Annotated in this window: 20 protein-coding genes and 3 pseudogenes; 14 read left to right on the top strand and 9 right to left on the bottom strand. The window is 68.7% G+C overall.

The window, feature by feature from the left end; translation table 11 throughout:
* Positions 1 to 24 precede the first annotated feature (24 nt).
* The 5 genes and pseudogenes from ABZ893_RS02715 to ABZ893_RS02695 all read left to right on the top strand — a co-directional run bounded on the left by ABZ893_RS02715 (position 25) and on the right by ABZ893_RS02695 (position 1,972).
* Entirely contained in the window at positions 25 to 189 is a 165-nt protein-coding gene (locus ABZ893_RS02715; protein WP_361395578.1) for a hypothetical protein, read from the top strand.
* A 494-nt stretch (positions 190 to 683) separates the two neighbouring features.
* Positions 684 to 902: pseudogene (locus ABZ893_RS02710) on the top strand (HAD hydrolase-like protein); the annotation flags it as partial.
* Positions 895 to 1,050, top strand: coding sequence for a hypothetical protein (locus ABZ893_RS02705; protein ID WP_361395576.1), 156 nt, complete (start codon positions 895 to 897; stop codon positions 1,048 to 1,050). The pseudogene ABZ893_RS02710 and the gene ABZ893_RS02705, both read left to right, overlap by 8 nt.
* An 84-nt stretch (positions 1,051 to 1,134) precedes the next feature.
* Positions 1,135 to 1,365 (top strand): hypothetical protein, encoded by a 231-nt coding sequence (locus tag ABZ893_RS02700; RefSeq protein ID WP_361395573.1) that lies wholly within the window; start codon positions 1,135 to 1,137, stop codon positions 1,363 to 1,365.
* Positions 1,366 to 1,633: 268 nt separating this feature from the next.
* Positions 1,634 to 1,972: a thioredoxin domain-containing protein gene (locus ABZ893_RS02695; protein WP_361395569.1), complete on the top strand. Its 339-nt coding sequence runs from the start codon at positions 1,634 to 1,636 to the stop codon at positions 1,970 to 1,972.
* A 341-nt stretch (positions 1,973 to 2,313) separates the two neighbouring features.
* Here the strand turns inward: ABZ893_RS02695 and ABZ893_RS02690 are convergent.
* Positions 2,314 to 2,577 (bottom strand): annotated as a pseudogene (locus tag ABZ893_RS02690) (ATP-binding protein); the annotation flags it as partial.
* A 238-nt stretch (positions 2,578 to 2,815) separates the two neighbouring features.
* Between ABZ893_RS02690 and ABZ893_RS02685 the strand changes: the two are divergent.
* From ABZ893_RS02685 to ABZ893_RS02675, 3 genes are all read left to right on the top strand, one after another.
* Complete coding sequence (locus ABZ893_RS02685) at positions 2,816 to 4,882, top strand: discoidin domain-containing protein (RefSeq protein WP_361395566.1); 2,067 nt, start codon at positions 2,816 to 2,818, stop codon at positions 4,880 to 4,882.
* Positions 4,883 to 5,053: 171 nt separating this feature from the next.
* The gene (locus ABZ893_RS02680; protein ID WP_361395563.1) at positions 5,054 to 7,114 is read left to right on the top strand and encodes an alpha-galactosidase; all 2,061 of its coding nucleotides are present in this window, start codon (positions 5,054 to 5,056) and stop codon (positions 7,112 to 7,114) included.
* Positions 7,111 to 8,373 (top strand): MFS transporter, encoded by a 1,263-nt coding sequence (locus ABZ893_RS02675; protein WP_361395560.1) that lies wholly within the window; start codon positions 7,111 to 7,113, stop codon positions 8,371 to 8,373. Before ABZ893_RS02680 ends, ABZ893_RS02675 begins: the two co-directional genes overlap by 4 nt.
* Positions 8,374 to 8,407: 34 nt before the next feature.
* Here ABZ893_RS02675 and ABZ893_RS02670 read toward each other — a convergent pair whose 3' ends face one another.
* Positions 8,408 to 8,995 (bottom strand): TetR/AcrR family transcriptional regulator, encoded by a 588-nt coding sequence (locus ABZ893_RS02670; protein ID WP_361395557.1) that lies wholly within the window; start codon positions 8,993 to 8,995, stop codon positions 8,408 to 8,410.
* A gap of 97 nt (positions 8,996 to 9,092) precedes the next feature.
* Between ABZ893_RS02670 and ABZ893_RS02665 the strand changes: the two genes are divergently transcribed.
* The 5 genes and pseudogenes from ABZ893_RS02665 to ABZ893_RS02645 all read left to right on the top strand — a co-directional run bounded on the left by ABZ893_RS02665 (position 9,093) and on the right by ABZ893_RS02645 (position 15,159).
* Complete coding sequence (locus ABZ893_RS02665; RefSeq protein WP_361395554.1) at positions 9,093 to 10,427, top strand: GH1 family beta-glucosidase; 1,335 nt, start codon at positions 9,093 to 9,095, stop codon at positions 10,425 to 10,427.
* Positions 10,391 to 10,909, top strand: a pseudogene (locus ABZ893_RS02660) (D-arabinono-1,4-lactone oxidase); the annotation flags it as partial. The gene ABZ893_RS02665 and the pseudogene ABZ893_RS02660, both read left to right, overlap by 37 nt.
* A 112-nt stretch (positions 10,910 to 11,021) precedes the next feature.
* Positions 11,022 to 13,280, top strand: a complete 2,259-nt coding sequence (locus tag ABZ893_RS02655; protein ID WP_361395551.1) for a GH92 family glycosyl hydrolase — start codon at positions 11,022 to 11,024, stop codon at positions 13,278 to 13,280.
* 582 nt (positions 13,281 to 13,862) lie between these two features.
* Positions 13,863 to 14,051 carry a DUF6381 family protein gene (locus ABZ893_RS02650; RefSeq protein WP_361395549.1) on the top strand — a complete coding sequence of 63 codons (189 nt, stop codon included), beginning with the start codon at positions 13,863 to 13,865 and terminating at the stop codon, positions 14,049 to 14,051.
* Positions 14,052 to 14,949: 898 nt separating this feature from the next.
* Entirely contained in the window at positions 14,950 to 15,159 is a 210-nt protein-coding gene (locus ABZ893_RS02645) for a hypothetical protein (RefSeq protein ID WP_361395546.1), read from the top strand.
* A 335-nt stretch (positions 15,160 to 15,494) separates the two neighbouring features.
* On the opposite strand, the gene ABZ893_RS02640 is transcribed toward ABZ893_RS02645, so the two are convergent.
* The 7 genes from ABZ893_RS02640 to argH form a co-directional block, all read right to left on the bottom strand.
* Positions 15,495 to 16,898, bottom strand: a complete 1,404-nt coding sequence (locus ABZ893_RS02640; RefSeq protein ID WP_361395543.1) for an MmgE/PrpD family protein — start codon at positions 16,896 to 16,898, stop codon at positions 15,495 to 15,497.
* The gene (locus ABZ893_RS02635; RefSeq protein ID WP_361395540.1) at positions 16,895 to 17,803 is read right to left on the bottom strand and encodes a polysaccharide deacetylase; all 909 of its coding nucleotides are present in this window, start codon (positions 17,801 to 17,803) and stop codon (positions 16,895 to 16,897) included. The genes ABZ893_RS02640 and ABZ893_RS02635 overlap by 4 nt, the downstream gene beginning before the upstream one ends.
* A complete protein-coding gene (locus tag ABZ893_RS02630; protein ID WP_361395537.1) occupies positions 17,796 to 18,683 on the bottom strand; it encodes a polysaccharide deacetylase in 888 nt (295 codons plus the stop codon). Before ABZ893_RS02630 ends, ABZ893_RS02635 begins: the two co-directional genes overlap by 8 nt.
* A 71-nt stretch (positions 18,684 to 18,754) precedes the next feature.
* Positions 18,755 to 19,630 (bottom strand): ABC transporter substrate-binding protein, encoded by an 876-nt coding sequence (locus tag ABZ893_RS02625; protein WP_361395534.1) that lies wholly within the window; start codon positions 19,628 to 19,630, stop codon positions 18,755 to 18,757.
* A gap of 100 nt (positions 19,631 to 19,730) precedes the next feature.
* Entirely contained in the window at positions 19,731 to 20,510 is a 780-nt protein-coding gene (locus ABZ893_RS02620) for an amino acid ABC transporter ATP-binding protein (RefSeq protein ID WP_361395530.1), read from the bottom strand.
* A complete protein-coding gene (locus ABZ893_RS02615; RefSeq protein ID WP_361395528.1) occupies positions 20,507 to 21,433 on the bottom strand; it encodes an amino acid ABC transporter permease in 927 nt (308 codons plus the stop codon). Before ABZ893_RS02615 ends, ABZ893_RS02620 begins: the two co-directional genes overlap by 4 nt.
* 126 nt (positions 21,434 to 21,559) lie before the next feature.
* On the bottom strand, positions 21,560 to 22,987 hold the full coding sequence (gene argH / locus ABZ893_RS02610) for an argininosuccinate lyase (RefSeq protein ID WP_361395524.1): 1,428 nt from the start codon (positions 22,985 to 22,987) through the stop codon (positions 21,560 to 21,562).
* A 129-nt stretch (positions 22,988 to 23,116) separates the two neighbouring features.
* On the opposite strand from argH, the gene ABZ893_RS02605 reads away from it, so the two are divergent.
* On the top strand, positions 23,117 to 23,764 hold the full coding sequence (locus ABZ893_RS02605) for a GntR family transcriptional regulator (RefSeq protein ID WP_361395521.1): 648 nt from the start codon (positions 23,117 to 23,119) through the stop codon (positions 23,762 to 23,764).
* Positions 23,765 to 24,047: the final 283 nt, after the last annotated feature.

Genomic DNA, 24,047 nt, shown 5'->3' with positions numbered 1-24,047 from the left:
GATTTTCACGCGGGACAGGCGCCGGTGGGGCGCCCGCTCGTCGACCGGCACTCCGTGCTGATGCCCGGTGAGAAGGTGCCGACCAGCGACGACCCGGGCGTGACGTACACCGAGCGGGACGTCAGCGACGAGACCGCTGTTCTCCAGCAGCGGCGTACGGCTGCCAATATCCTTTGTGGGTGTCTGTAGGCGCCTTTGCGGCTGGCAACGGCCGCTGGGGGCGTCGGCATATTGGATAGCTCGGCCATGGTGGGGGAAGAGATGGCGGGCTGTGTGCGTGTACGGGCGCGAGCATTCATGAACCTCTGTCAGAAACTTCTGAACCACTTGCTCAGGGTCGGTGATCCGGGTATTGCGTTAGCCTGGTGTTGAGAGGCCGTCAACGGCGCGCTGTGGCCTTCAAGAGCTTGAACAGGGAGTGCGCACCCGACTGGGGGTCAAGGGGTCGCAGGTTCAAATCCTGTCGTCCCGACAGTTCGACCGTATCGAACGTCGCAGGTGAAGGGCCGTTTTCATAACGGCCCTTTTTCTGTTTCCGGGGGCGCTCCCTGGGAGCGCTGGGAGGGAGCATGCTCCCTCCCAGCCGCGTTAACTGATTGCTCCCGCTCGAGCCTGTGGGGCTCGGAAAGTCGCTGCAGGTCATGAGGTGTAGCGGTATTCGTTGATGGCGCCGCTGAGGACTTGTGCGCGGAGAAGTTTGCGGGTGTCGAGGTCGTGCACGGTGGCGGGCTGATGGAGGGCGTCGGGCGGTAGTTGATTCCGGGCTCGATGTGGCCGGTGCTCGTTGCACCCAGGCACCCTCCGTCCAGCACACCGTCGTCGTCGGCGACACTCCGTACGACATCGAGGCGGGCCTGCGGGCCGGAGCGGGGCTGGTGGTCGCCGTCCTGACAGGTGCTCACACAGAACCCGAGCTGCGCTCCGCCGGAGCGCACCCTCACCCGCGTACCGCTCCACGCCTACGTCCACCCGGGCCACCCCTGGGCCCGCGACACCGGCGTCACCCTGGACGAACTGACGGAGCAGCCCCTCCTCCTCCCTGGCCTGTAGGACCCGACGCGCACCGTTCTCGACGCGGTCGTCACCGCGGCCCGGCTCCGGTACCGACGCCACACCGAGGTCCCGTGGGCGCAGATGCGCCACGCCCTGGCGGCAGGGCGGCGTGGCGTCGCGATCGGGACCGAGCTGCCGCGCTTCGGCACCCGTCCCGTGCTCGTCCTCGACACCGACGGCGCCCCCGTCCAGCTCCCCATCCACGCGTGCTGGAGCCCCGACCACTACGCGGCCGCCGCGCTCGAACAGTTGGCCACGCGACTCGGCACCTTCGCCGAGCAGGTCGTCCGCCCTGAGGCCGAGGCGATCTGAGGCTGAAGCGGTCTGAGGCGCGGGGCCGGGGGATGGGAAGCGCGGGAGCACCGATGCCGGGGCCGGCGTGGGTTTCCGGGTCCAGCAGCGTTTCAGCCGCGACCGCCGCGATGTCGGCCGCTTCGGCGAACGCTTCCCTGCCGCCGCTCGGAACCGTGGCCCGTGCCTCCCTTCCGACAGGTCAACCGGACGACCGACCGGGCCGGCCTGGCACACCGCGCGAGGGATGATGGGGATGGAATGACGGAACGTGAGGTCAGGAGTTTCCATGGCGAAGCGGGTTCACCGACCTCGTGAGGACGCGGAATTCAATTTCATCCTCGGGATGAGCGGAGTTCCGGTCCTCGCATACTTCACCGGGACATGGCCCAAGGCGATCGAGCTCTGCCGGGTGATGGACCTCGTCGTGGGTGGCATCGCCGACGACTACGCGGGCCGCCTGACGGCCGTCCGCGCCGACATCACGCGTTGTCCGGCCGCAACCGAGCGGTACGGGATCACCGGAGCTCCGTCCTACGTCCTGCTGAAGGAGGGAGAGGCGGTGGCGCACGGCACGGGGCCCATGACCACCGCCGAGGTACAGAAGTTCCTGGACGGCCACCTCTGAGCGGCCGCTGCGGCACGTGGCCGCGACACCCGCCACGTCTCGTCCATGGGAGCTGCGCCGCCTGGGACACCTTGGGACCGAGACACCCCCACAGGTCACGTAATGCCGTCCAGGCCGCCTGACCGCCACCGTCAGTGGTGCCAGGCAGGATGTCGCCGTGGAGCCTTGCTCTGCCGGGCCCGTGCCGCGCAACGAAGCGGGGTGACGCCGTGCCAGACCGCCTCCGAGTAGAAGCGATGAGTTTCCGAACAGCACACGCCACTGAGAGCGCTCCGGGGTAGCGCCCGGGGCGGTTCACCGTGCCGGGGCGGCGAGCAGGGCCGTGGCAAATCGTCCGGGGTGGCGGAGAGTGTCTGTTCCGCCCAGATGTACTTCCCGTCAGCGGTGTAGGGAGCGCCCCGCCGCTGCAGACCACGCCCGCCCTCGTCCGTCTCCGGCGCGTGGCGGATGCGCGGTGTCGCCAGGCTTCCGTCGTAGACCTCGCAGATCAGGTCGGCACTGTGCAGCAGCCTCAGGCGAACCGGGCCTTTCGCGTAGCGAACGACGTTCCCGATCAGCTCGCTGACGATCAGTTCGGTCGTCATCGCCAGGTCGTCAAGGCCCCACTCCCGTCTTCGCAGGCGCTGACGTACGCGCCCGTCACGGCCGATCCCCCATGCCCTCCGAGATCTCGACAGCAGGAGTCGGTGTTCCTGCACCCGAGCGTGCGCGCGCCCCCGTGCCCGGCGGGTGCGCCCCTTCTCTCTTTCCCGGGGATAGCCCCGTCAGGGGGTTGGCGTTGCGGGCTCGCGTCCCTATCGTGTGAGCGAAACATGAGCCCCCCTCACATTTAGGATCATGGCGATGAACATCGTTCAACCTCCACGCCGCAGACTCAGATCCCTCTCGGTGGTCCTACTGCTCTTCACCGCGATGTCCCTGATGCTCGGCCCCATGCCCAGCTCCGCAGCGGAGCCCAACTGGTGGGATCCGACAGCGCGGCCCACACCTGACGCCCAGATCGACGTCACGGGCGAGCCCTTCAAGGGCACCGACGCCCAGGGAAACGTGAGGGGCTTCGTCGACGCCCACGACCACATCATGGCCAACGAGGGCTTCGGCGGCCGGTTGATCTGCGGCAAGCCGTTCTCTGAGCAGGGCGTCGCCGACGCGCTCAAGGACTGCCCCGAGCACTACCCCGACGGCTCGCTCGCCATCTTCGACATGATCACCAAGGGCGGGGACGGCAGGCATGACCCCGTCGGGTGGCCGACGTTCAAAGACTGGCCCGCCCACGACTCGCTGACGCATCAGCAGAACTACTACGCCGGAATCGAGCGGGCCTGGCGCGGCGGCCAGCGGATCCTGGTCAACGATCTGGTCACCAACGGGGTGATCTGCTCGGTCTACTTCTTCAAGGACCGCAGCTGCGACGAGATGACCGCCATCCGTCTGGAGGCGAAGAAGTCGTACGACATGCAGGCCTTCATCGACAAGATGTACGGCGGACCGGGCAAGGGCTGGTTCCGGATCGTCACCGACAGCGCGCAGGCCCGTGAGGTCATCAAGCAGGGAAAGCTGGCCGTGGTCCTGGGAGTTGAGACATCGGAGCCGTTCGGCTGCAAGCAGATCCTGGACGTCGCGCAGTGCAGCAAGGCGGACATCGACCGCGGCCTGGACGAGCTGAAGAACCTGGGCGTCAGCAGCATGTTCCTGTGCCACAAGTTCGACAACGCCCTGTGCGGGGTGCGCTTCGACTCCGGCGCGCTCGGTACGGCCATCAACGTGGGCCAGTTCCTGTCGACCGGCACGTACTGGAAGACGGAGAACTGCCGCGGCCCGCAGCACGACAACCCCATCGGCAACGCGCCGGCACCGGAGGCGGAGAAGCGACTGCCGGAGGGCGAGAAAGTCCCGTCGTACGCCTCGGGCGCGCAGTGCAACACCCGCGGGCTCACCGACCTGGGCGCGTACGCGGTGCGCGGCATGATGAAGCGTCACATGATGCTGGAGCTCGACCACATGAGCGTCAAGGCCGCGGGTCAGGCCTTCGACATCCTCGAGTCCGAGTCGTACCCGGGCGCCATCTCCTCGCACAGCTGGATGGACGCGGGCTGGACCGAACGGCTCTACAAGCTCGGTGGGTTCGCCGCCTCGTACATGAGCGGCTCCGAGGGCTTCAGTGCGGAGGCCAGGGGCAAGGAAGCGCTGCGCGTGAAGTACCACGTCGGCCTGGGCTACGGCACGGACATGAACGGTGTCGGCGGCTGGCCGGGCCCGCGGGGCGCGGACACCCCGAACCCGGTGAAGTACCCCTTCCGCAGCACGGACGGCGGCTCGGTGATCGACAAACAGACCACCGGCGAGCGCACTTGGGACTTCAACACCGATGGCGCCGCGCACTACGGCATGGTCCCGGACTGGATCGAGGACATCCGGATCGTCGGCGGCCAGAAGGTCGTTGACGACCTCTTCTCGGGCGCCGAGTCCTACCTCCGCACCTGGGGGAGGGCAGAGAAGCACACGCTGGGGAAGAACCTGGCATCGGGAGCGGCCGCTTCGGCGTCCTCTTCGGAGTGGTGGAACCCGATCGAAAACTTCGCGCCCGGCAAGGCCGTCGACGGCGACACCGGCACCCGCTGGGCCAGCGAGTGGAGCAACGACCAGTGGTTGCGGATCGACCTCGGATCCACGAAGCCGGTCAGTCGCGTCACCCTCGACTGGGAGGCGGCGTACGCGAAGTCGTACCGCATCGAGCTGTCGGAGGACGGCACGAACTGGAAGACGGCGTGGTCCACGGATGCCGGTGACGGCGGCCTGGACACGGCACGTTTCGCCTCAGCTCAGGCGCGCTACGTACGCGTCAAGGGGCTGGAGCGCGGCACCCAGTGGGGCTACTCGCTTCGTGAAGTCGGCGTATTCGCCGACTGATCCGCCCGTAAGGCAGTGCGCGAGGCCGGGGCCGGCCGGATCAGCTCTCCTGATCCGGCCGGCCCCGGCCGGCTGTCGGCTGGTTTTTCGGCCGCCAGGGGCTTGGCATCGGGGGCTCGCCTGCCTACCGTACGAGCAAAACATGAGCCAGACTCACATTTGAGGAATTGCGTGATCACACACCACCCCGAAGCCCGACTCTGGCTTCTGAGCACTCCCGGCACCTCGTACGCCTTCCGGTTGGACGCCGGCGACGTCCCCCGGCACGTGCACTGGGGCCGGCCGCTGAGCCTGGAACAGGCCGTCGAGGTCGCGGCCGACCTGCCCGCCGAGGACCCCGGCGGCGACGATCCCGGCGGTGAGGAGTACGGGGCGGAGGGCGGCCTGCGGTTCGGACCCCCCTCCCTGACCGTCCGGTTCGGCGACGGCGTCCGCGGTTTCGAGTGGCGGTTCGTCTCGCACACGGTCGAGGAGGACCTGCTCACGCTCTCCTTCACCGACCGGGTCCGCTCCCTCGACCTCGATCTCAACTACCGGGTCCGGGACGGCCATGACCAGATCGAGCGCTGGGCCGTCCTCACCGCGGGCGAACCGGTGGACGTCCTCCGGTTCGACTCCGCCGCCTGGACGCTGCCCGCCCGCGACGACTACCGGGTCAGCCATGTGGTGGGCGAATGGGCCCGGGAGTTCCAACTCCGGCGCGACCGGGTGCCCGTCGGCGAGACCGTGTTCACCAGCCGCCTCGGCATCACGGGACCGCACGCCGGGCCCTGGCTGATGCTCGACGCGCACGACGCCACCGAGGAGCACGGCGAGGTCTGGAGCGCGACCCTGGCCTGGAGCGGCAGCCGCCGGATCACCCTGCGCCGCGACCCCTACGGACGTGCCTCCTGGACCGGCGGATTCGGGCACGAGGGGCTGGTCTGGAAGCTGGGCGACGGTGAGCGTCTGGAGACCCCCGTCTTCACCGGGCTCTACGCCCCCGACGGCTTCGGCGGCACCAGCCGCCGCTGGCACGCCTACGTCGAACGCCAGGTGCTCCCCGCCCGGCCCGCCGAACGCCCTTTGATCTTCAACTCGTGGGAGGCGACCGAGTTCGACATCAGCGAGAAGCAGCAGAGGGAGCTGGCCGAACTGGCCGCGGGGGTCGGCGTCGAGGTCTTCGTCGTGGACGACGCCTGGTTCGGTGCCCGCACCAACGACCAGGCAGGGCTCGGCGACTGGTGGCCCCACCCCGACCGCTTCCCGAACGGTCTGGGCCCGCTCGCGGATCACGTCCGCGCGCTCGGCCTGGGATTCGGCCTGTGGGTCGAGCCCGAGGCGGTCAACCCCGACAGCGACCTCTTCCGCGCGCACCCCGACTGGATCCTCCACCAGGAAGGCCGGGCCCGGACGCAGCGCCGCAACCAGCACGTGCTGAACTTCGCCCGCCGCGATGTCCGGGAATGGGCGGTGGAATGGCTCGTCCGGACCGTCACCGAGCTGGACGTGGCCTTCCTCAAATGGGACATGAACCGACCCTTCAGCGAGGCCGGACAGCCCGGGGCAGCCGACCCCGACCGGGTCTGGATCGAGCACACCCACGGGGTCTACGAGGTGATGGACCGGCTGCGAGCCGCCTGCCCCGGCCTGTACCTGGAGTCCTGCGCGGGCGGCGGGGGCCGGGCCGACCTCGGCGTCCTTGCCCGCGCCGACCAGGTCTGGACGTCGGACAACACCGACGCTGTCGACCGGATCGCCATCCAGCACGGCCACGGTCAGACGCTGCCCGCCCGGACCATGGGCGCCTGGGTCACCGACAGCCCGCACGCCTTCACCGCCCGCACGACGCCGATCCGGTACCGCTTCCATGTCTCGATGGCCGGGGCGATGGGTATCGGCGGCGACCTCAGGAAGTGGAGCGAGGAGGATCTCTCCTGGGCCCGGATGCTGGTCGAGCAGTACAAGCGGATCCGGCCCGTGGTGCACGGTGGCATCCAGTACCGCCTTGAGCGCGATGCGGTGCAGTACCTCACCGAGGACGAAGTCGTCGTCTTCCAGTTCCAGCCGTCCGCGTCCGCCCGGTCGGTCGCCCGGACCCGGCTGAAGGGTCTCGACCCCGATGCCCACTACCGGGACGAGACCACCGGTGCCGTCCACGCGGGCGCCGTCCTGCTCGGCCACGGCCTGCCGCCGTTGCTGCCCTTCGACTGGACGAGCGAGCTCGTCCACCTCAAGAGGGTGCCTCGATGAGCCTCGCCCCCGAGCGGACCGATTCCTTGGCGGAGCCCGTCCGCACGGTCGGCCGCGGCTGGATCACCCTGTACGTCCTGGGCAATGTCGGTTTGTTCATCCCGATGCTGGTGCCGACCACGATCCTGATGCCCGAGCAGATCGCCGAGATCGATCCGGCGGGGAAGGTCGGCAGTTACGCCTGGGTCAGCGCGATGGGCGCGATCTCGGGAATCGTCCTCGCGCCGCTGGCCGGCGCCCTCAGCGACCGCACCACCAGCCGGTTCGGCCGGCGCCGGCCGTGGATGGTCATCGGCTCCCTGATCTATATGGCAGTGCTGGTCTTCCTCGGCCTCCAGGCGACGGTTGGCGGCGTCGCGATCGGCTCCTTCGCGCTGTCCGCCGCCTGCATGATCATCGGTGCCGGACTCTCCCCGGTGGTGCCCGACCAAGTCCCGGTCGGTCAGCGTGGTGTGGTCCTCGGCTGGGCCACGGCCCCGCAAGCCGGCGGCCTGATCGCAGGCGGACTACTGGTCGGTCTGGTCACGAGCTTCTCCGCGAAGTACCTGCTGCTGGCTGCATTGCCGCTGCTGATCGTGCTGTTCGCGACCACCATGAAGGATCCGCCGCTTCCCGCCGGGCACCGCGAGCCGTTCTCGCTGCGCACCTTCCTGGACGGTTACCGGATCAGCCCACGCGAGCACCCCGACTTCATCTGGGCGATGAGCTCCCGGTTCGCCATGGGCCTCGGATACGGCCTCGGCACGCTCTACCTGCCGTACTTCCTGGACGACGTACTGCACTACGAGCAGTTGTTCCCCGGCCAGTCGATCGACGACGGCCTGCTCATCGTGATCGGCGTCAACTGCCTGGCCACGGTCTCGACGGTCGTGCTCGGCGGCTGGCTCTCCGACAAGCTGGGCAGGCGGCGCATGCCGGTCTTCCTCGGCGGCCTCACGATGGCCGTCGCCGCGATCCCCCTCGCATTGTCGCCCACGTGGACCATGACGCTGGTCGCGGCCGTCATCCTGGGCCTGGGCTACGGCGTGTACCTGTCCGTCGACACCGCCTTGATCACTGAGGTGCTCCCCGCCTCGGCGGACCGCAGCAAGGACATGGCGCTGGCCAACCTGATGACGTCCCTGCCGTACGTCCTGGTTCCCCCCATCGCCTCGGTCGTGCTCGGCAGTCTGGGCGGCTACCGCTCGCTGTTCCTGTGCTCCGCGGGCATGTCCGTACTGGGCGCGGCCATGGTCTGGAAGGTCAGGAGCGTCCGCTGAGCCAGGACCGACCCCTGAGCCGGGCAGGCGGGTGTTACCGGAGCCGGTCGTTCAGATAGCTGGTGAGGACGCGTTTGCACTCGGCGATCAGCCGGGCGTCGCCCTGCGGATCGGTGGCGAACGCGAGTTTCAGTACGCTGTCCGCGCACTCGAGGGCCACCCGCACGGCGACGTCGAGTTCGGCGTCGTCCTGACCCCCGGTCAGAGAGGCGGTCAGTGAGCGAAGCCTGCCGGCGACCGCGGTGTTGTTGTCGCGGTTCGGCTCAAGGATGTGGTCCTGTCCCACCGCGCCGAAGTCGACCACGCCGAATCCGGTGATCGTCCGGCGCATGGTGACGAACTCGTCGACGGTCACCTCCACGATGCCCGGGATGCCTTCGGGCTCCTCACGCTCAAGCCGACCCGCGACCCGCGCCATGAAGGACTCCAGGTTGCGGGCGGCGAGCGCGCCGATCAGCCCCTCTCTGTCGGAGAAGAACTGGTAGAGGGTGCCGATGGGCACGTCGGCCCTGCGGGCGACCTCCTTGGTGGTCAGCGCGGCATAGCCGACCTCGTCCAGGAGCCCGGCGCAGGCGTCAAGGAGCCGTTCGAAGCGTTCGGCGCTGCGCTTCTGGACCGGCATCTTGCGCAACGTCCCTGCATTGCGGTCTTGATTCACGCTTCCATCATCCCACCCAAGAAGCTAACGTGAGCCGTGCTCATGTTTTAGGAGGCTAGACGTGACACTGAACAATCTGCCCGCGGACTTCATCTGGGGCGCTTCGACGGCGTCGTATCAGATCGAGGGCGCCACCAAGGAGGACGGCCGCGGACCGTCGGTATGGGACACCTTCACCGCCCGGCCGGGCACGGTCCGCGACGGGCACACCGGTGACGTCGCCTGCGACCACTACCACCGGTACGAGGAGGACCTCGCGCTGATGGCCGAGGCGGGCCTCACCGGTTACCGCTTCTCCATCGCCTGGCCCCGGATCCGGCCGACCGGCAAGGGCGAGGTCGACGTCCGGGGCCTGGACTTCTACGACCGGCTGGTCGACGGCCTGCTGGCCCGCGGCGTCGAACCCGTCCCGACCCTGTTCCACTGGGACCTCCCGCAGGGACTCGAGGACGACGGCGGCTGGCTGAACCGCGACACCGCGCACCGCTTCGCCGAGTACGCCGCCGTCGTGGCCGACAGGCTGGGGGATCGCGTCCAGAAGTGGATCACGCTCAACGAGCCGTTCATCCATATGGTTTGGGGCTACGGACTCGGCGTCCACGCGCCGGGCCGCACCCTGTTCCTGGACTGCCTGCCGGTCGCCCACCATCAGTTGCTCGGGCATGGTCTGGCGCTGCAGGAGCTGCGGGCACGTGGCCTCCAGGTGATGATCGCCAACAATTGCACCCCGGTCTGGCCCGCCTCGGACACCCCGGCCGACCGTGCCGCCGCGCAGGCCTATGACAACCTGCACAACCGCCTGTTCAACGATCCGATCTTCACCGGCACCTACCCCGACCTGTCGGCCTTCGGCGCGGACGCCGGCCTCGGCGGTTCCGTCCGGGACGGCGATCTCGAACTGATCTCGGCGCCCCTGGACGCGCTCGGCATCAACTACTACAACCCCACCCGGATCCAAGCGCCGACGTCCGAAGGGCTGCCGTTCGAAGAGGCCCCCATCGAGGGCTACCGTCGCACCGCCTTCGACTGGCCCGTCGTCCCCGACGGTCTACGGGAACTGCTCGTCGGCCTCAAGGAGCGCTACCCGGCACTCCCACCCGTCTACGTCACGGAGAACGGCTGCTCGACCGAGGATGTGGTCGCCGAGGACGGCACCGTCCCGGACCTCGACCGCATCGACTACCTGGACACCCACCTCCGGGCCGTCGACGCCGCTGCGGCCCAGGGCGTGAACGTGCGCGGCTACTTCACCTGGACCCTGATGGACAACTTCGAATGGGCCGAGGGTTTCCACCAGCGCTTCGGGCTCGTCCACGTCGACCACGACACCCAGGTGCGCACCCCGAAGGCGTCCTTCGCGTGGTACCGCGACCTCATCCGCGCTCAGCGCGGTTGAGCCGCCCGCCGAGCTCGCCCCGATCTCACGAGGGGACTTCTCGCAGTGACCGAGTCGGTTCGGCGGAATCGCCACGCAGGTCAGGGGGTTGCGCCTGGTCCTCGCGGACGGGGCGGTGGTCGACTGCTCGGCCGACGAGCGGCCTGAGCTGTTCCGGGCCGCGCGCGTCGGCATCGGGGCGCTCGGCCTCATCGCGGAAGTCACCCTGCAGTGCGTCCCTCGACCTGGGCCGACGCCTCGACACCACCGTCAGCAACCTCGGCTCCGAGGCACTGTGCCGACTCGCCACGAAGCTCCCTTCCTCGGTGCCGCCGATCACCCGGCTCGCCGCTCGGGCGATGTCCACCCGGGAGTGGACCGACCTCTCCCCGAAGATCTTCGCCTCACCTCGTGAAGTCCGCTTCCACGAGGGCGAGTTCGCCATCCCCCGCGAGCGGGCCGTGGAAGCGCTCGGGGAGATCGGGCGCTGGATCCGCACCCACGACGAGCGGGTGTCCTCTTCCCGCTGGAGGTCCGGTTCGCCGCCGCCGACGACCTCTGGCTCTCCACGGCGCAGGGACGCCACCAGTGGTCAACCCAGTGAAGGAAGTCTTCATGCGCAATGGCAGATCCCGAGCCCCCCTCGCGCGGGCCCTTGTTGTCGCGGCGGCATTGGTGGCGGCGTTCGTCCCGCCGTCGTACGCCGCCGTCAGCACCTCGTCGGACACTGCGCGGTCCAACGTGGACAACGTGGACCTGGTCAACCCGTTCATCGGCACCTCGGGCAAACAAGACGCCGATTACGGCGGGATGATCCCGAGCACCGCCCCGCCGTTCGCCATGACCCGCTGGTCGCCGATGACCCGGCAGAACTACGTCAGCCGCACCCCGTACCACTACAGCGACACGAAGATCAGCGGCTTCATCGGCACCCACCAGCCGGCGATCTGGATGGGCGACTCCGGCTATGTGACGGGAATGCCGGGCGTCGGGACGGTGAAGACGGCGGCGGACGACCGGGGGCTGCCATTCAGCCACGCCGACGAGCACGCCGCCGCCGACCGCTACTCGGTCCGGATGCAGGCCGGTTCGGGCCGGACGCTGAAGACGGAGATGACCGGGACGTCGCGCGTGGGCCTGTTGCGTACGACGTATCCGGCGGGAACGGACACCAACTTCGTTCTGCAGGCGACCCGTTCGGGCATCACAGGCAACATCCACGTGGACCCCGCCGCCCGGGAGATCACCGGCTACAACCCCGACCGTCAGGACAGCAACCTCGGCCCGTTCAAGGCCCCAGGCTTCAAGGGCTACTTCGTCGCCCGCTTCGACACCGCCTTCGACAGCTACGGCACCGCCACCGGCGCGACGCTACACGAGGGCCAGAACGAACGCACCGACGGCGACCTGTCCGCGTACGTACGCTTCCCCTCCGGCACCCGGACCGTCCAGGTGCGCATCGCGACGTCGTTCATCTCGCTGAAGCAGGCACGCGCCAATCTCGCCGCCGAGGCCCCGGACGACCAGTCCTTCGAACGGACCGCCGCAAAGACCCGGGCGCAGTGGAACCGCAAGCTGAACCGGGTCCACCTGCGAGGCGCGACAGCGGACCAACAGGCGATCTTCTACACGTCGATGTACCACGCCCTGCAGTACCCGTCGGAGAACTCCGAACACGGCCGCTACTACAGCGCGTACGACGACAAGGTCCACTCCGGCACGAGCTACACCGGCTACTCGCTGTGGGACACCTTCCGCGCCGAGAACGCGTTCCTGACGCTCTTCGCCCCCGAACGGATCGACGGCATGGTCACGTCGATGCTGCAGGATTACCGGGAGGGCGGCTGGCTGCCCATGTGGAAGAACCTCGCCGAGACCAACATCATGGTCGGCACCAACGCCGACTCGGTGATCGCCGAGGACATCGCCAAGGGCTTCACCGGTTTTGACCGCAAGCTCGCGTACGAGGCGGTGTACAAGGACGCGATGACCCCGCCCGACAAGGACACCGAACTGCCCTACTACGACCGCGAGGAGGGCACTCCGGTGGAAGCTCGGGCGGGCCTGACGACGTACAAGCAGAACGGCTGGGTAGCCGCGGACCGCACCGCCGAATCCGCGTCCCGCACGCTGGACTACGCGTACGAGGACTGGGCGGTCGCCCAGGTCGCCAAGTCGGTCGGCAAGACCGACGACGCGAAGATGTTCCTCGAGCGCAGCGCCAACTACAAGAAGCTCTACAACCCGGCCACCGGTTTCATGCAGCCCCGCAACCTCGACGGCTCCTGGGGCGACGAGACCTACAGCTGGACCGAGGGCGACAAGTGGGTCTACACCCTGGACGTCCTGCACGACGTGCCGGGCTTGATCGACCTGATGGGCGGCAAGGAGGAGTTCGCGTCGTGGCTGGACGGCTACTTCGCCGGCGGCCACAACGACCACAGCAACGAGCCAAGCCACCACACGGCCTACCTGTACGACGACGCGGGCCAGCCGTGGAAGACGCAGGAGAAGGTGCGTCAGCTCGCCGCGGCGAACTATGCGAACCGCACGGACGGCCTCAGTGGCAACGAGGACTGCGGACAGATGTCCGCCTGGTACGTGCTGTCCTCACTCGGCATCTATCCGGTCAACCCGGCATCGGCGAAGTACGCGGTGGGCAGCCCGTTCTTCGATCGGGCTGAAGTTCAACTGCCCGCCGCTTCCCGCCCGTTGGTCATCACCGCCAAGGGTGCGGCGAAGAACCCCTACGTCAGTTCGCTGTCCCTGAACGGCAAGAGCGTCAACCAGCCCGTACTGAGCCACGCCGACCTCCTGAAGGGCGGCAAGCTGCGCTTCACGATGAGCCGCACACGGCAGAACTGGGGCTCCTGACCGACGCCGGCGCGGCCCGCCCCGTGTGAGGCTGGGAGGGAGCGCGCTCCCTCCCAGCCGCCTTAAGTCACCCAGGTCGTGGACGCCTCACTGGAGTGGAGCCGCTACGGCATCCGCACCGTGTGCGTCGCCCCCCGGGACCATCGCCACCGAGGGGATGGAGGCCGCGTACAGCGAAGAGGACCGCCGCACGTGGGGGCAGGCCGTCCCGCTCGGCCGCCCCCCCCGGGTCGTCCTCCAGCCGCCTGTTGCGGAACTCCGCCATCCGGATGGTCCTATACACCCTCAGGGTTACCCGGGAACGGCCGATCATCCGTCCCCCCCCCGGCTGCCTCCGGGCGCCGTCCTGGGCCCCGAGAGCCTGGGTCCATCGCCGCCTCCATGATGTCCACGAAGCAACCCGTCCCCCCGAGACGATCCTTCCTTCCGCGGCCTTGATCGTCATCCCGGCGGTTCGATGGAGGACGCGCACGGTCTTTCCTACCTGCACAGATCACCATGGGTGATTGATCGAAGTGCAGAGGGTGACGATGCCTGTTTCGCTGATGTGGTCCGCTCTTCCTCATCACCCAAGGAGTGATCATGAGCGCTGCAGGCAAGTCCGGTCGTGCCCAGCAGATGCGTGCTCAGGCTCAGGATCTGGAACAGGCCGCGGAGCGCGCCACTGACCCGCAGGAGCGTCAGCGTCTGAAGGACAAGGCTCGCCGGCTCAAGGAGCAGAGCGAGCACGCAGGCGGTACGGGCAAGCCGGACATCGACCCGACGATGTAGTCCCGGCGGTTCCGAGCACAGACACCGGCCGGTGGCCGGCCTCCGTGGCTTTCTGACACGCGAGAGGCCCCCGGCCGGTCACTGCTGTCTCCGCTCAGTCACCTGAGCCTCGGCGTGGGCCTGAAGAAACGTGCGCCACTGGTCGTCGCGTGTTGTCGGTGGCGGGGTACGGCGGCCGCGCAGGATTCTTCGGATAGTGCCCGCCCCGAGGCGATGCCCCAAGGCGGCGCAGCTCGCCCTGGATCCGGACCACGCCCCAGGTCCGGTTCTCGGTGGCGAGCTGGACGATGAGCTGTACAAGATCGCGACCTTTTGGCGCAGTACCAGTATCTCGGCGTTCTTCGACGCCGATGATCTGGCCGGCAGCACCAGCCAGGACGGCGCCGCGAGGGTGAACCGGTAGGGCAGTCGAATCGGCATGGTCCCCCATCAATCGCAGCTCCGGGCCGCGGCCGAGTTTCGGCAGTACTACAGGGTTCGCCGGCCTGGGGTGGGAGTCCGAGGTCGTCGAATCTGCACATCGAAGGTGCAAGTGCGGCACGGTGGGCGGTGGTTGCGTGCGGGGGCTGCCGGCTGGTGTCCCGTTCATGTGGAGTGTCCTGTTCGGAGTCGCTGCCGCAAGAGGAAGCGCGTGCCTGTGCCTCGCCGCATGTGGAGAGGCTGCTTCCGGTTCGTGACCGGACCCGCACAGGTACGTAACCCGTGCGTTCAACTGCCGTGGCGCGAAGGCTGGTTGCCTGGATGCCCCGCGCGCTCCATGGTTTGATCCTTTGCGCCGCCAGGGTTCGCGCCAAGGTTTCCGACAGGGAACGTCGTGCCTCGGTGGCAACGGCCCACCGCCTGTCCCCGGCGGGGGTCCTCCCCCAGTGAAAACGCCCATGCGAAGGGAAGTGCTGTCATGGCCTCCGCTCCCCAGGTTCACACCGCCGAGCTGTCCGATGCCGAGCTCGACAACGTCTCGGGTGGCCTGAGCCCGCATGGCGGTCTCACTGCCGGCCCCGTGTCGATCAGCGACGCGGATGTGCGGGCGCAGGTCGGCGCGGCCCAGAACGAGGCCATCGGCGCCCTCGGCCAGTTCCACCAGGCGGGCGTCAGCGTCTCCTACTGACCATCGGCCTGACCGGCGCAGGCTGTATGACACCGTGAAGCTCCTGGCGGGCACGGGTCCTTGAGCAAAGGTGACCCGTGCCTGCCGGGAGTTTTGCGTTTCCCGGTATCTCCGTCCACCGCGATCCGGGCCTTTAGAAGTCGGCCGGTCGTCCCTTGTTCCCTCTGGGCATGCCGGATGTGGATCTACGAGCGCTGCATGCCGAGGCCGAGGCGAAGGCGCTTCCTAGGGCGGGACCGAGTGGGTACGCGGTGACCGGACCGTTGAGTCATCGTCGCGGCACCCCGTTCACGTGCCGCGATGATGGCTCAGATGACTTTACGAGCCTCACAGGTTCACCGCCGGGGTGCGGCGAGGAGTCGCAGCAGCGTGCGGGCGTCGTCCAGGGCGGGCAGGCTGCAGGCCGTGTCCGCGACTGTCCTGGCCTGTGGTGCGGGCAGCACGCGGGTGGCCAGCTCCTGGAACTTGGCGATGACGGTGCGCTCGTCGAGCGGGTTGGTGGCCGAGCCGAGCGGGTCGCTCACCTGGGTCCGGTGCGTCGCTCCGTCGCGGGTGGTGACGGTGATGACGGGTTCCGTGTCCGAGTCCATCGTCGGGTCGACATCGAGGACGATCCGTTCCATGACCGAGCGCACGTGTGGCGTGTTCCGGTTGTCCTCGTCGTACGCGTCCAGGCCGGCCGTTCCCAGTGCGACGCGGGCCGCGACGGCGTACGGCAGGCTGAGTTGGGCGGCCGCCAGTGACCGTACGTCGGTGCCGCCGCACATGCCGTGGACGAAGGCGTTGAGACGTACGTGGATCGCGGCGATGTCAGCGTGGGTCAGGCGATGGGTGTTGAGGAGGGTGGCCACCGCGTCGACCGAGGAATGGGTGCTGCGGCAGGAGGCGTAAGGCTTGATGGAGCAGCGGGTGATCCGCCACCGGTGGCCCAGGTCCTTCGTCAGCGCGGCTGCGTCGGCGCTCGTCGGGGCGAGGGTGCTCAGGAAGCCGCCCCAGACATCGTCGAAGATCCGGCCGGGTCCGGTGACTCCCTGCGCCGCGAGCAGCGCGGCGGTGAGTCCGGCCTCGGCCGCGCGGCCCGCGTGAAGTCGTTTGCTCATGGCTCCGTCGTGGACGAACGCCCAGATGCCACTGCTGGAACTGGCCGCGAGGGCCAGTGCGTTGGCGCTCACGCGCGCGTCGAGTCCGAGCACGGAGCAGGCGGCCGCGGCGGCGCCGAACGGGCCGCAGGTTCCGGTTGAGTGCCAGCCCGCCCGGTTGTGGGGCGTGTAGCCGCCGAGCGACTCGAGCACACGTCGGGCCACGTCATAGCCCACGACCACCGCGGTGAGCAGTTGCGCCCCGGAGACGGGGCGGTGTGTGGTGTGCAGGGCGGCGAGCGCCGCGGGGACGACGACGGCACCGGAGTGGTCGCAGCCGCCCGAGTCGTCCAGTTCGAGCGCGTGCGCGGATACGCCGTTGACCAGGGCGGCGTTGCGCGCCGACAGGGTCAACTCCGTACCCCATACGGGGGCATGGGCGAGCGGCTCCGTGCGGGTGAGCATGCGCACGAGTGCGGCCGTCTCGGTGCTCCGCGCCCCGGCCAGCGCCGCGCCGAGTGTGTCCAGGAGGTGGTGACCCGCCTTGGTGACGACGGCTTCGGGCAGGTCGTCGAGTCGGGTGGTGGCGGTCAGACCGGCGAGGGCTTCGAGCGCGCCGCCTGCGCGCGGCGGGTCTGCGAGGGCGGTCGCGGTGGTCACGAGACTCCTTGGGTGAGGCGGGCGAAGATCTCGGCGGGGTGGTCGGGTGCGTTGACCTCCTGCGTGGCGGCCCACCAGTCGGCGACCTCGCCGGCCGTCGCGAGCCACACGTCGTCGTGGGCGAGGATGTGGGAGAGCAGCTCGCGGACCAGCGCGATTCGTCCGGGGGTGCCGGTGACCTCGGGCTGGAGCCGCAGCACATAGCAGAGGCCGTAGCGGCGGTAGGCGGCGAACTCGGTCGTCCAGTTGCCCAGGACTTCGCGGTACGCGGCGATCCGTGACTGGCCGGACGGGAAGGCCGGGTCGAGATTGAAGAAGAAGTAGGGGTGGTCCTCCAGCTCGAAGTGGACCGGGATCTCGATGAGGTGCCCCGCCGTGTCGTCCGTGGCCGGGTGGAAGTGGGGCAGGTCGTCGCCGCGCAGCGAGGAGGACCAGGTGAAGCCCAATTCCCTTAGAGCATTCGGTAGTTCGAGGGCCCATTCGCCGTCGGGTATGCGGAATCCCTCGGGGAGTCTCCCGACGACCTCGGCAAGCGCCGCGCTGCCGCGCTCGATCACCGCTCGCTGACCGGACAGGTCGAGCAGGTCGAAGTTCTCGTGCGCATGGCCGTGGTGGGCGATCTCATGGCCGGCCCGCGCGATCTCCGCGACGAGTGTCGGGCGGAGTTCGGCCTGGCGGCCGGGGACGAACCAAGTGGTGCGCACGCCGAGTTCGTCGAAGGCCCGCAGTAGCCGGTCGACACCACGGGTGGCGCCGTAGCGTCCCACCGACAACGTCTTGGCCCGGCGCGCGATGTCGGGGGAGGAGGCGAGCAGCGGCAGTTCGGCGTCGAAGTCGACGCTCACGACGACTGCGCAGCGGGCACCGCCGGGCCAGCGGCCGGCCGTGGCCTGGGACTCAGACATGCTGACCACCCGTCCGCACGGCGGCGGGAGCGGCGGGCCGCGACCACCATGCGGCGATCTCGCGGCAGGTGGCGAACCAGACGTCCCCGCCGGAGCGCATGTGCTGGAGAAAGCGTTCGAGCAGGAGCAGCCGGCCCGGCTTTCCGCACACCTTCGGGTGGAACAGGGTGGTCATGCACAGCCCTTCGGCGTGAGAGCCGTCGAATTCGCGGATCCAGTTGTCGAGAGTCAACTCGTAGCTGGCGATGCGGTCCTGACCGGCCGGGTAGTCCGGATTGCGGGTGTAGGCGAGCGACGCGTAGTCGTCGAGGTCCCAGCGTCCGGGGATCTCGACGAGGCGGGTGGCCTCGCCGTCGATCTCGTGGAAGTAGGGGCGGTCGTCGCCGCGCATCGAGCTGGAGTAGGCGAACCCGGCCCGCGCGAGCAGCCGTGGTGTGTCGGGATGCCAGTCGCCCGACGGCGTCCGGAAACCGACCGCGGGGGCGCCGAGTACGTCGCGGAAGATCTGCTGGCTGCGCTCGATCACTTCGGCCTGCTGGTCCGGCTCCAGGTCCCAGTAGCGCTCGTGCCGGTAGCCGTGGTGGGCCATCTCGTGACCGCGCTCGACGACGTTGCGGCAGGTGTCGGGCCAGGTCTCGACGACCCAGGCCGGGGTGAAGAAGGTGGCCCGCACTCCGGCTTCGTCGAGGAGGTCCAGGATGCGGGGCAGGGCGCGATGGGGACCGTAGGAGCCCAGCGCGAAGTAACTGGGCTTGCGCCAGATCGAGCCGTTCAGCATGGCGTCGCCGGTCGGCCCGTCGACGTCGAAGGCGAGCGCGACCGCGCTGCGGTGGCCTGCCGGCCAGTGCCCGGCGGCGACGTCTGGTTCGGTGGTGCTCACACCTGGTCCTAGGGAGGAGAGAAGGGGCGCGGCGAGGCCCGCGCGGAGTGGGGACCCCGCCGCGCGGGGCGCTACTTGGTCCCGTTCAGGGCCGGGGTGATCACGGCGTACTTCATGCCGCCCTCGGTGAGGATGCGCCGGTAAGTGCCGTTCTTGACCAGGGCGTTCATGCCCTTGAGGACGGAACCGGACATCTTGGCGTCTCCCTTCTTGAGGACGATCCCGAAGGGCTGCGACTCGAGCGGCTCGAGAACGGGCTCGAACTTGGCGGGGTCCTTCTTCTCGAAGTACGCCAGGTTCTCCGCACCCTGCAGCGCGAGGTCGACGCGGCCCTGCTCGAGCTGGAGCCGGGCCGCCGATCCCGAGTCGGTGGGCAGCAGGGTGATCGCCCGCTTGCCGGCGGCGACGCATCTCTTCTTGCTGAATTCCTGAGCCTGCTCGTAGTAGTCCGTCTTCTTGCTCACCGCGAGGGTCTTCCCGCAGGCGTCAGTGGCCTTCTTGTACGCGGCTGAGTCCTTCTGGCGGGTGTAGAAGCGGCCCTGGGACCCGAAGTAGTCGATGAAGTCGACCGTCTTCTGCCGCTCGACGGTGTCGGACAGGCCCGACATGACGATGTCCACCCGGCCGGTCTGCACGGAGTTGAGGAGCTGGTCGAAGGACTGCTGCACGATCTCGACCTTCACCCCGAGCTGTTTGCCGAGCGCGTTCGCCAGCTCGACGTCGACACCGGTGACCTTCTTGGTCTTCTCGTCGAGGTACTCCATCGGCGGGAAGTCGGGGGACATGCCGACCCGCAGGGTGCCCGACTGGGCGACGGCGGCGGACAGTCCGCTCTTCGCGGCGGTGTCGTTGCCGGCGGCACTCCCGCTTCCGCAGGCGGAGGCGAGCAGGACCGTGCCGATCGCGAGCACGGGCAGGGGCTTGAGGACACGAGGACATCGGGACATGACGCAACTCCAAGGGGGACGGGCGGAGATGAGGGGAGCGTGGTGCTGACGCGAGAGTGGCGCTGACCGGCGTGGGGGATCCGGACAGGTAGTGAGGGGGTTACAGAACCCGCGACAGGAACGTTTTGGTGCGTTCGTGCTGCGGGGCGTCGAGGATTTCGGCCGGGGTGCCGATCTCGAGGATCCGGCCGCCGTCCATGAAGGCGACACGGTCGGCCACTTCCCGGGCGAAGCCGATCTCGTGCGTGACGACGATCATGGTGAGCCCGGTTTCTGCCAGATCCTTCATCACGTTGAGGACCTCACCCACCAGCTCGGGGTCGAGCGCGGAGGTGGGTTCGTCGAAGAGCATGAGCTGCGGTTCCATCGCCAGGGCCCGCGCGATGGCGACCCGCTGCTGCTGTCCGCCGGACAGCTGCCGCGGATACGCGTCCAGTTTGTCGCCGAGGCCGACGCGCTCAAGGAGCGAAGTGCCGTGCTCCCTGGCGGACTTGGGGTTCTCGCCCTTGACCTGTACCGGGCCCTCGATGACGTTCTGCAGGGCGGTGCGGTGCGGGAACAGGTTGAACCGCTGGAAGACCATACCCATGGAGCGCCGCTGGCGCACGATCTCGCGCTCGGACCGCTCGACGAGCTTGCCGCGGTGGAGGCGGTAGCCGATGGTCTCCTCGCCCAGCCAGATGCGGCCGGAGTGGATCGTCTCCAGGTGGTTGATGCAGCGTAGGAAGGTGCTCTTGCCGGAGCCGGAGGGGCCGAGCAGACACAGCACCTCACCGGGCCGGACGTCCAGATCGATGCCCTTGAGGACGTGGTTGTCGCCGAAATACTTGTGCACCGCCTCGGCGCGCACAACGGGGGACGTGGTCATCGAAGTGGTCATCGCAGCACGGGCTTTCGTCCGGCGGCGGCGCGCAGCCGCCGCAGGGGAGTGGGGGGCAACGGGCGGGAGGAGCCCTTGGCAAAGTGCCGCTCGACGTAGAACTGGGCCACGCTCAGGACGGAGACCGCCGCCAGGTACCAGACTGCGCAGACGATCAGCAGCTCCATGATGCGGTTGTTGACGTAGTACGCGTGCTGGGCCTCGAGCAGGATCTCCGTAACGCCCACCGCGGAGGCCAGCGACGTGGTCTTGAGCATGCCGATGGTCTCGTTGCCGATCGGAGGCACGATGACCCGCATGGCCTGCGGCAGCACGACCCGGTACATCGTCTTGAGCCGGCCCATGCCGATGGCGTAGGCGGCCTCCACCTGCCCCTCGTCCACGGACAGAATGCCGGCGCGGACGACTTCGGAGGTGTACGCGCCCTGGTTGATGCCCAGACCGAGTGCGGCGGCCACGAAGGGGGTCATGACCTCGACGGTGCGGGCGCTGTAGATGCCGGGGACCGACACCATGGGGAAGATCAGCGCGAGGTTGAACCACATGAGCAGCTGGAGATACACCGGCGTGCCCCGGAAGACCCACACATAGAACCACGCGATGCCACTGGTGATCGGGTTCTTCGACAGGCGCATCACGGTGATCAACACCCCGAGCACCACACCGAGCAGCATCGCCACCACGGTGAGCAGGATCGTCATGCCGAGGCCCTGGATGAGGAATCCTGCGCCCAGATAGTGGCGTACGACGCCCCAGTCGATGGCGGCTCCGGCGAAGGCGTTGACGAGAAATGCGGCTACGAGGAGTACAGCGGCGGCGCCGGCCCAGCGACCGGGATGCTTGCGGGGCGCGGTGAGCAACTCCCCGTCGGCGAGGGGCGGATCGGTGCTGCTGGCGGTCTTGGTGACGGATGTGCTGGGCACAGGTGGCTCCTCACGGCGCAACCCGGGAGCGGGCTGGGGGACGGGGGCGAGGGGAGGTAGGAGGTGGGCTCGCAGGTCGAGGCGGGGAGGGGGAAAGCGGTAGGGGGCGGGGACGGGCAGCGGAGGTCAGACGCGGGGGCCTGTGTAGGCGGCGGCCCAGGCGCGGTGGGCGACGATACGTTCGGCGAACTCGTCGATCTGCTCCACGACCCTCGTGGGGGAAGTTCCGCCACGGCCGGAGCGGGCGGCCAGTGAGGCGTCGACGGTCAGGACGGAGCGCACCTCGGGGGTGAGCCGCGTGTCGATGGCCGCGAGTTCCCCGTCGCTGATGTCGGGGAGGTCGATGCCCAAGTCTTCGCAACGGCGCACCACGGACCCGGTGATCTCGTGCGCGTCCTGGAAGGGCACACCGCGCAGCGCGAGCCAGTCGGCCATCTCGGTGGCGAGGGTGAATCCGGCGGTGGCCTGGGCACGCATCTCGTCGGCATCGACCTTGAGGGTGCGGATCAGGCCGGCCATGGCGGGCAGCACGGTCAGCAGAGTGTCGACGCTGTCCATTGCGGCGTGCTTGTCCTCGGCGAGGTCGCGGTTGTAGGCGAGCGGCAGTCCCTTGAGGGCGCCGAGCAGGCCGGTCAGATTGCCGAGGAGGCGTCCGGCCTTGCCGCGCGCGAGTTCGGCGATGTCCGGGTTCTTCTTCTGCGGCATGATCGACGAACCGGTGGCGAACCGGTCGTCCAGCTCCACCCACCGGAACTGCCGTGAGGCCCACAGGCACACTTCTTCGGCGAGCCTGGAGATGTCGACGGCGAGCATGGAGGCGGCGAAGGTGAACTCGGCGACATGGTCGCGGGCGGCCACGGCGTCGAGCGAGTTGCGGCATACCCGCTGGTAGCCCAGCTCCTCGGCGGCCAGCTCCGGGTGGAGGGCCACAGCGGATCCGGCAAGGGCGGCCGCGCCGAGGGGCGACTGCGCGGCTCGCCGGTCCCAGTCCTGAATACGTTCCGCGTCCCGGTCCAACGCGTGGGCGTGGGCGAGGAGCTGATGCCCGAACGTGATGGGCTGGGCGGGCTGTAGGTGGGTGAATCCGGGCGCCGGAGTGTGCGTGTGCTCGGCGGCCTGGGCGAGCAGCGCGTCGATGAGGCCGACGGTGGCCAGGACGACGGCCCGGGACTGGTCACGCAGATAGAGGCGCAGGTCGTTGGCCGCCTGATCGTTACGTGAGCGGCCCGCGCGCAGCTTGCCGCCCAGCGGCCCGAGGCGCTGGGTGAGAACCCTCTCCAGGAAGGTGTGCACGTCCTCGTCGTCGGGCGACGGGGCGACCGAGCCGGCCCGGTAGTCCGCGTCGAGCTGGTCGATGCCGGACAGGACGGCGGCGAGTTCGGCCTCGTCCAGGATGTCCGCCCGCCGGAGTTCGCGTGCATGGGCCCGGGAGCCCGCGAGGTCGTAGGGCGCCATGTCGAAGTAGCCGGGCTCCGAACGGGAGAGCTTGGCCAGTGCCGGATCGGAGGCCTCGCGGAAGCGTCCGCCCCACAGCTTGGTCGTCGTACTGGTCACAGCGCACCTTTTCGTTTGCTCACCCGACGCTCGACTCACGTCGGATCGTCGGACAATACTGAGGATAGATGGCTCAGGCAGTCAATAGATCGTCCGACATTCAGACGATCCTGCGCTAGATTGGCAGGTATGGAATCGATCAGCCTCGACCGCTCTAGTGTGGTGGAGCAGGTGGCGAGCGCGCTGCGGGAGCAGCTGTTCACCGGGCGTCTGAAGCCCGGTGCGACTCTGCGTGAGAGCACTCTCGTGGAGAGCCTCAACGTGTCACGAAGCACCGTCCGCGAGGCGATGCAGCTCCTCATCGGCGAGGGGCTGCTTGTACGGGTGCCCAACAAGGGTGTGCTGGTGCGCCAGCTCACCGAGGCCGACGTAGAGGACATCTTCCGTGCGCGGCGTGTCCTGGAGCTGTCAGGTGTGCGCGCGGTCGTCAGCGCCAGCCGGCGGGACCTGATGGCCTTGAGTACGAGCTTCGAGGCGTATGAGGCGGCGGTGCAGGACGGCGGCCCCGTCGAGATCGCCCGGACCCACATGCGGTTCCATGCCGCCATCGTCGGACTGCTCGGCAGCCCGCGCCTCACCGAGGTCGCCGTCTCCATGCTCGCCGAACTACAGCTCGCCATCTCCACGGTGGATCAGTCCAGCGACGACCTGCCGGAGATGCTGCAGGCACACCGGAAGATCGCGGAGATGATCAGGAAGGCCAAGGTCGAGGAGGCGGTCAAACTGCTCGACCAGCACATCTCCAACGCCAAGGCCTTTGTGCCGGCGTCACCTTGAGACGGGTGGGGCCCCGGTGCGCCCCATCGTGGGACGCGCGCGACGCGAGCGGATGCTCCATGCTCGTGCGGCCGTGATGAGCAAGAACGGCGTGCGTCCCAGCGGCGTGAGTCCGTACTCGGCCCGGGCGGGTTCTCGTCGTAGGCGGTGCGTGCCACCAGGCTGTCGCGCTCCATGGCGCTGCCCTTGCCGGAAACCTCGTCCGCCCAGGCCACGAGGCATGTTCGTACTCGTGAAGGATGCCGCCCAGGCGTCCACGCCTGCGTGTGTCGAGGCGGGTGAT

Origin of the sequence: Streptomyces sp. NPDC046821 (assembly GCF_040645335.1) — a bacterium.
Lineage (GTDB): Bacteria > Actinomycetota > Actinomycetes > Streptomycetales > Streptomycetaceae > Streptomyces.
The sequence above is the reverse complement of the archived record's forward strand: the minus strand, read 5'-3'. Positions and strand labels throughout refer to the sequence as shown.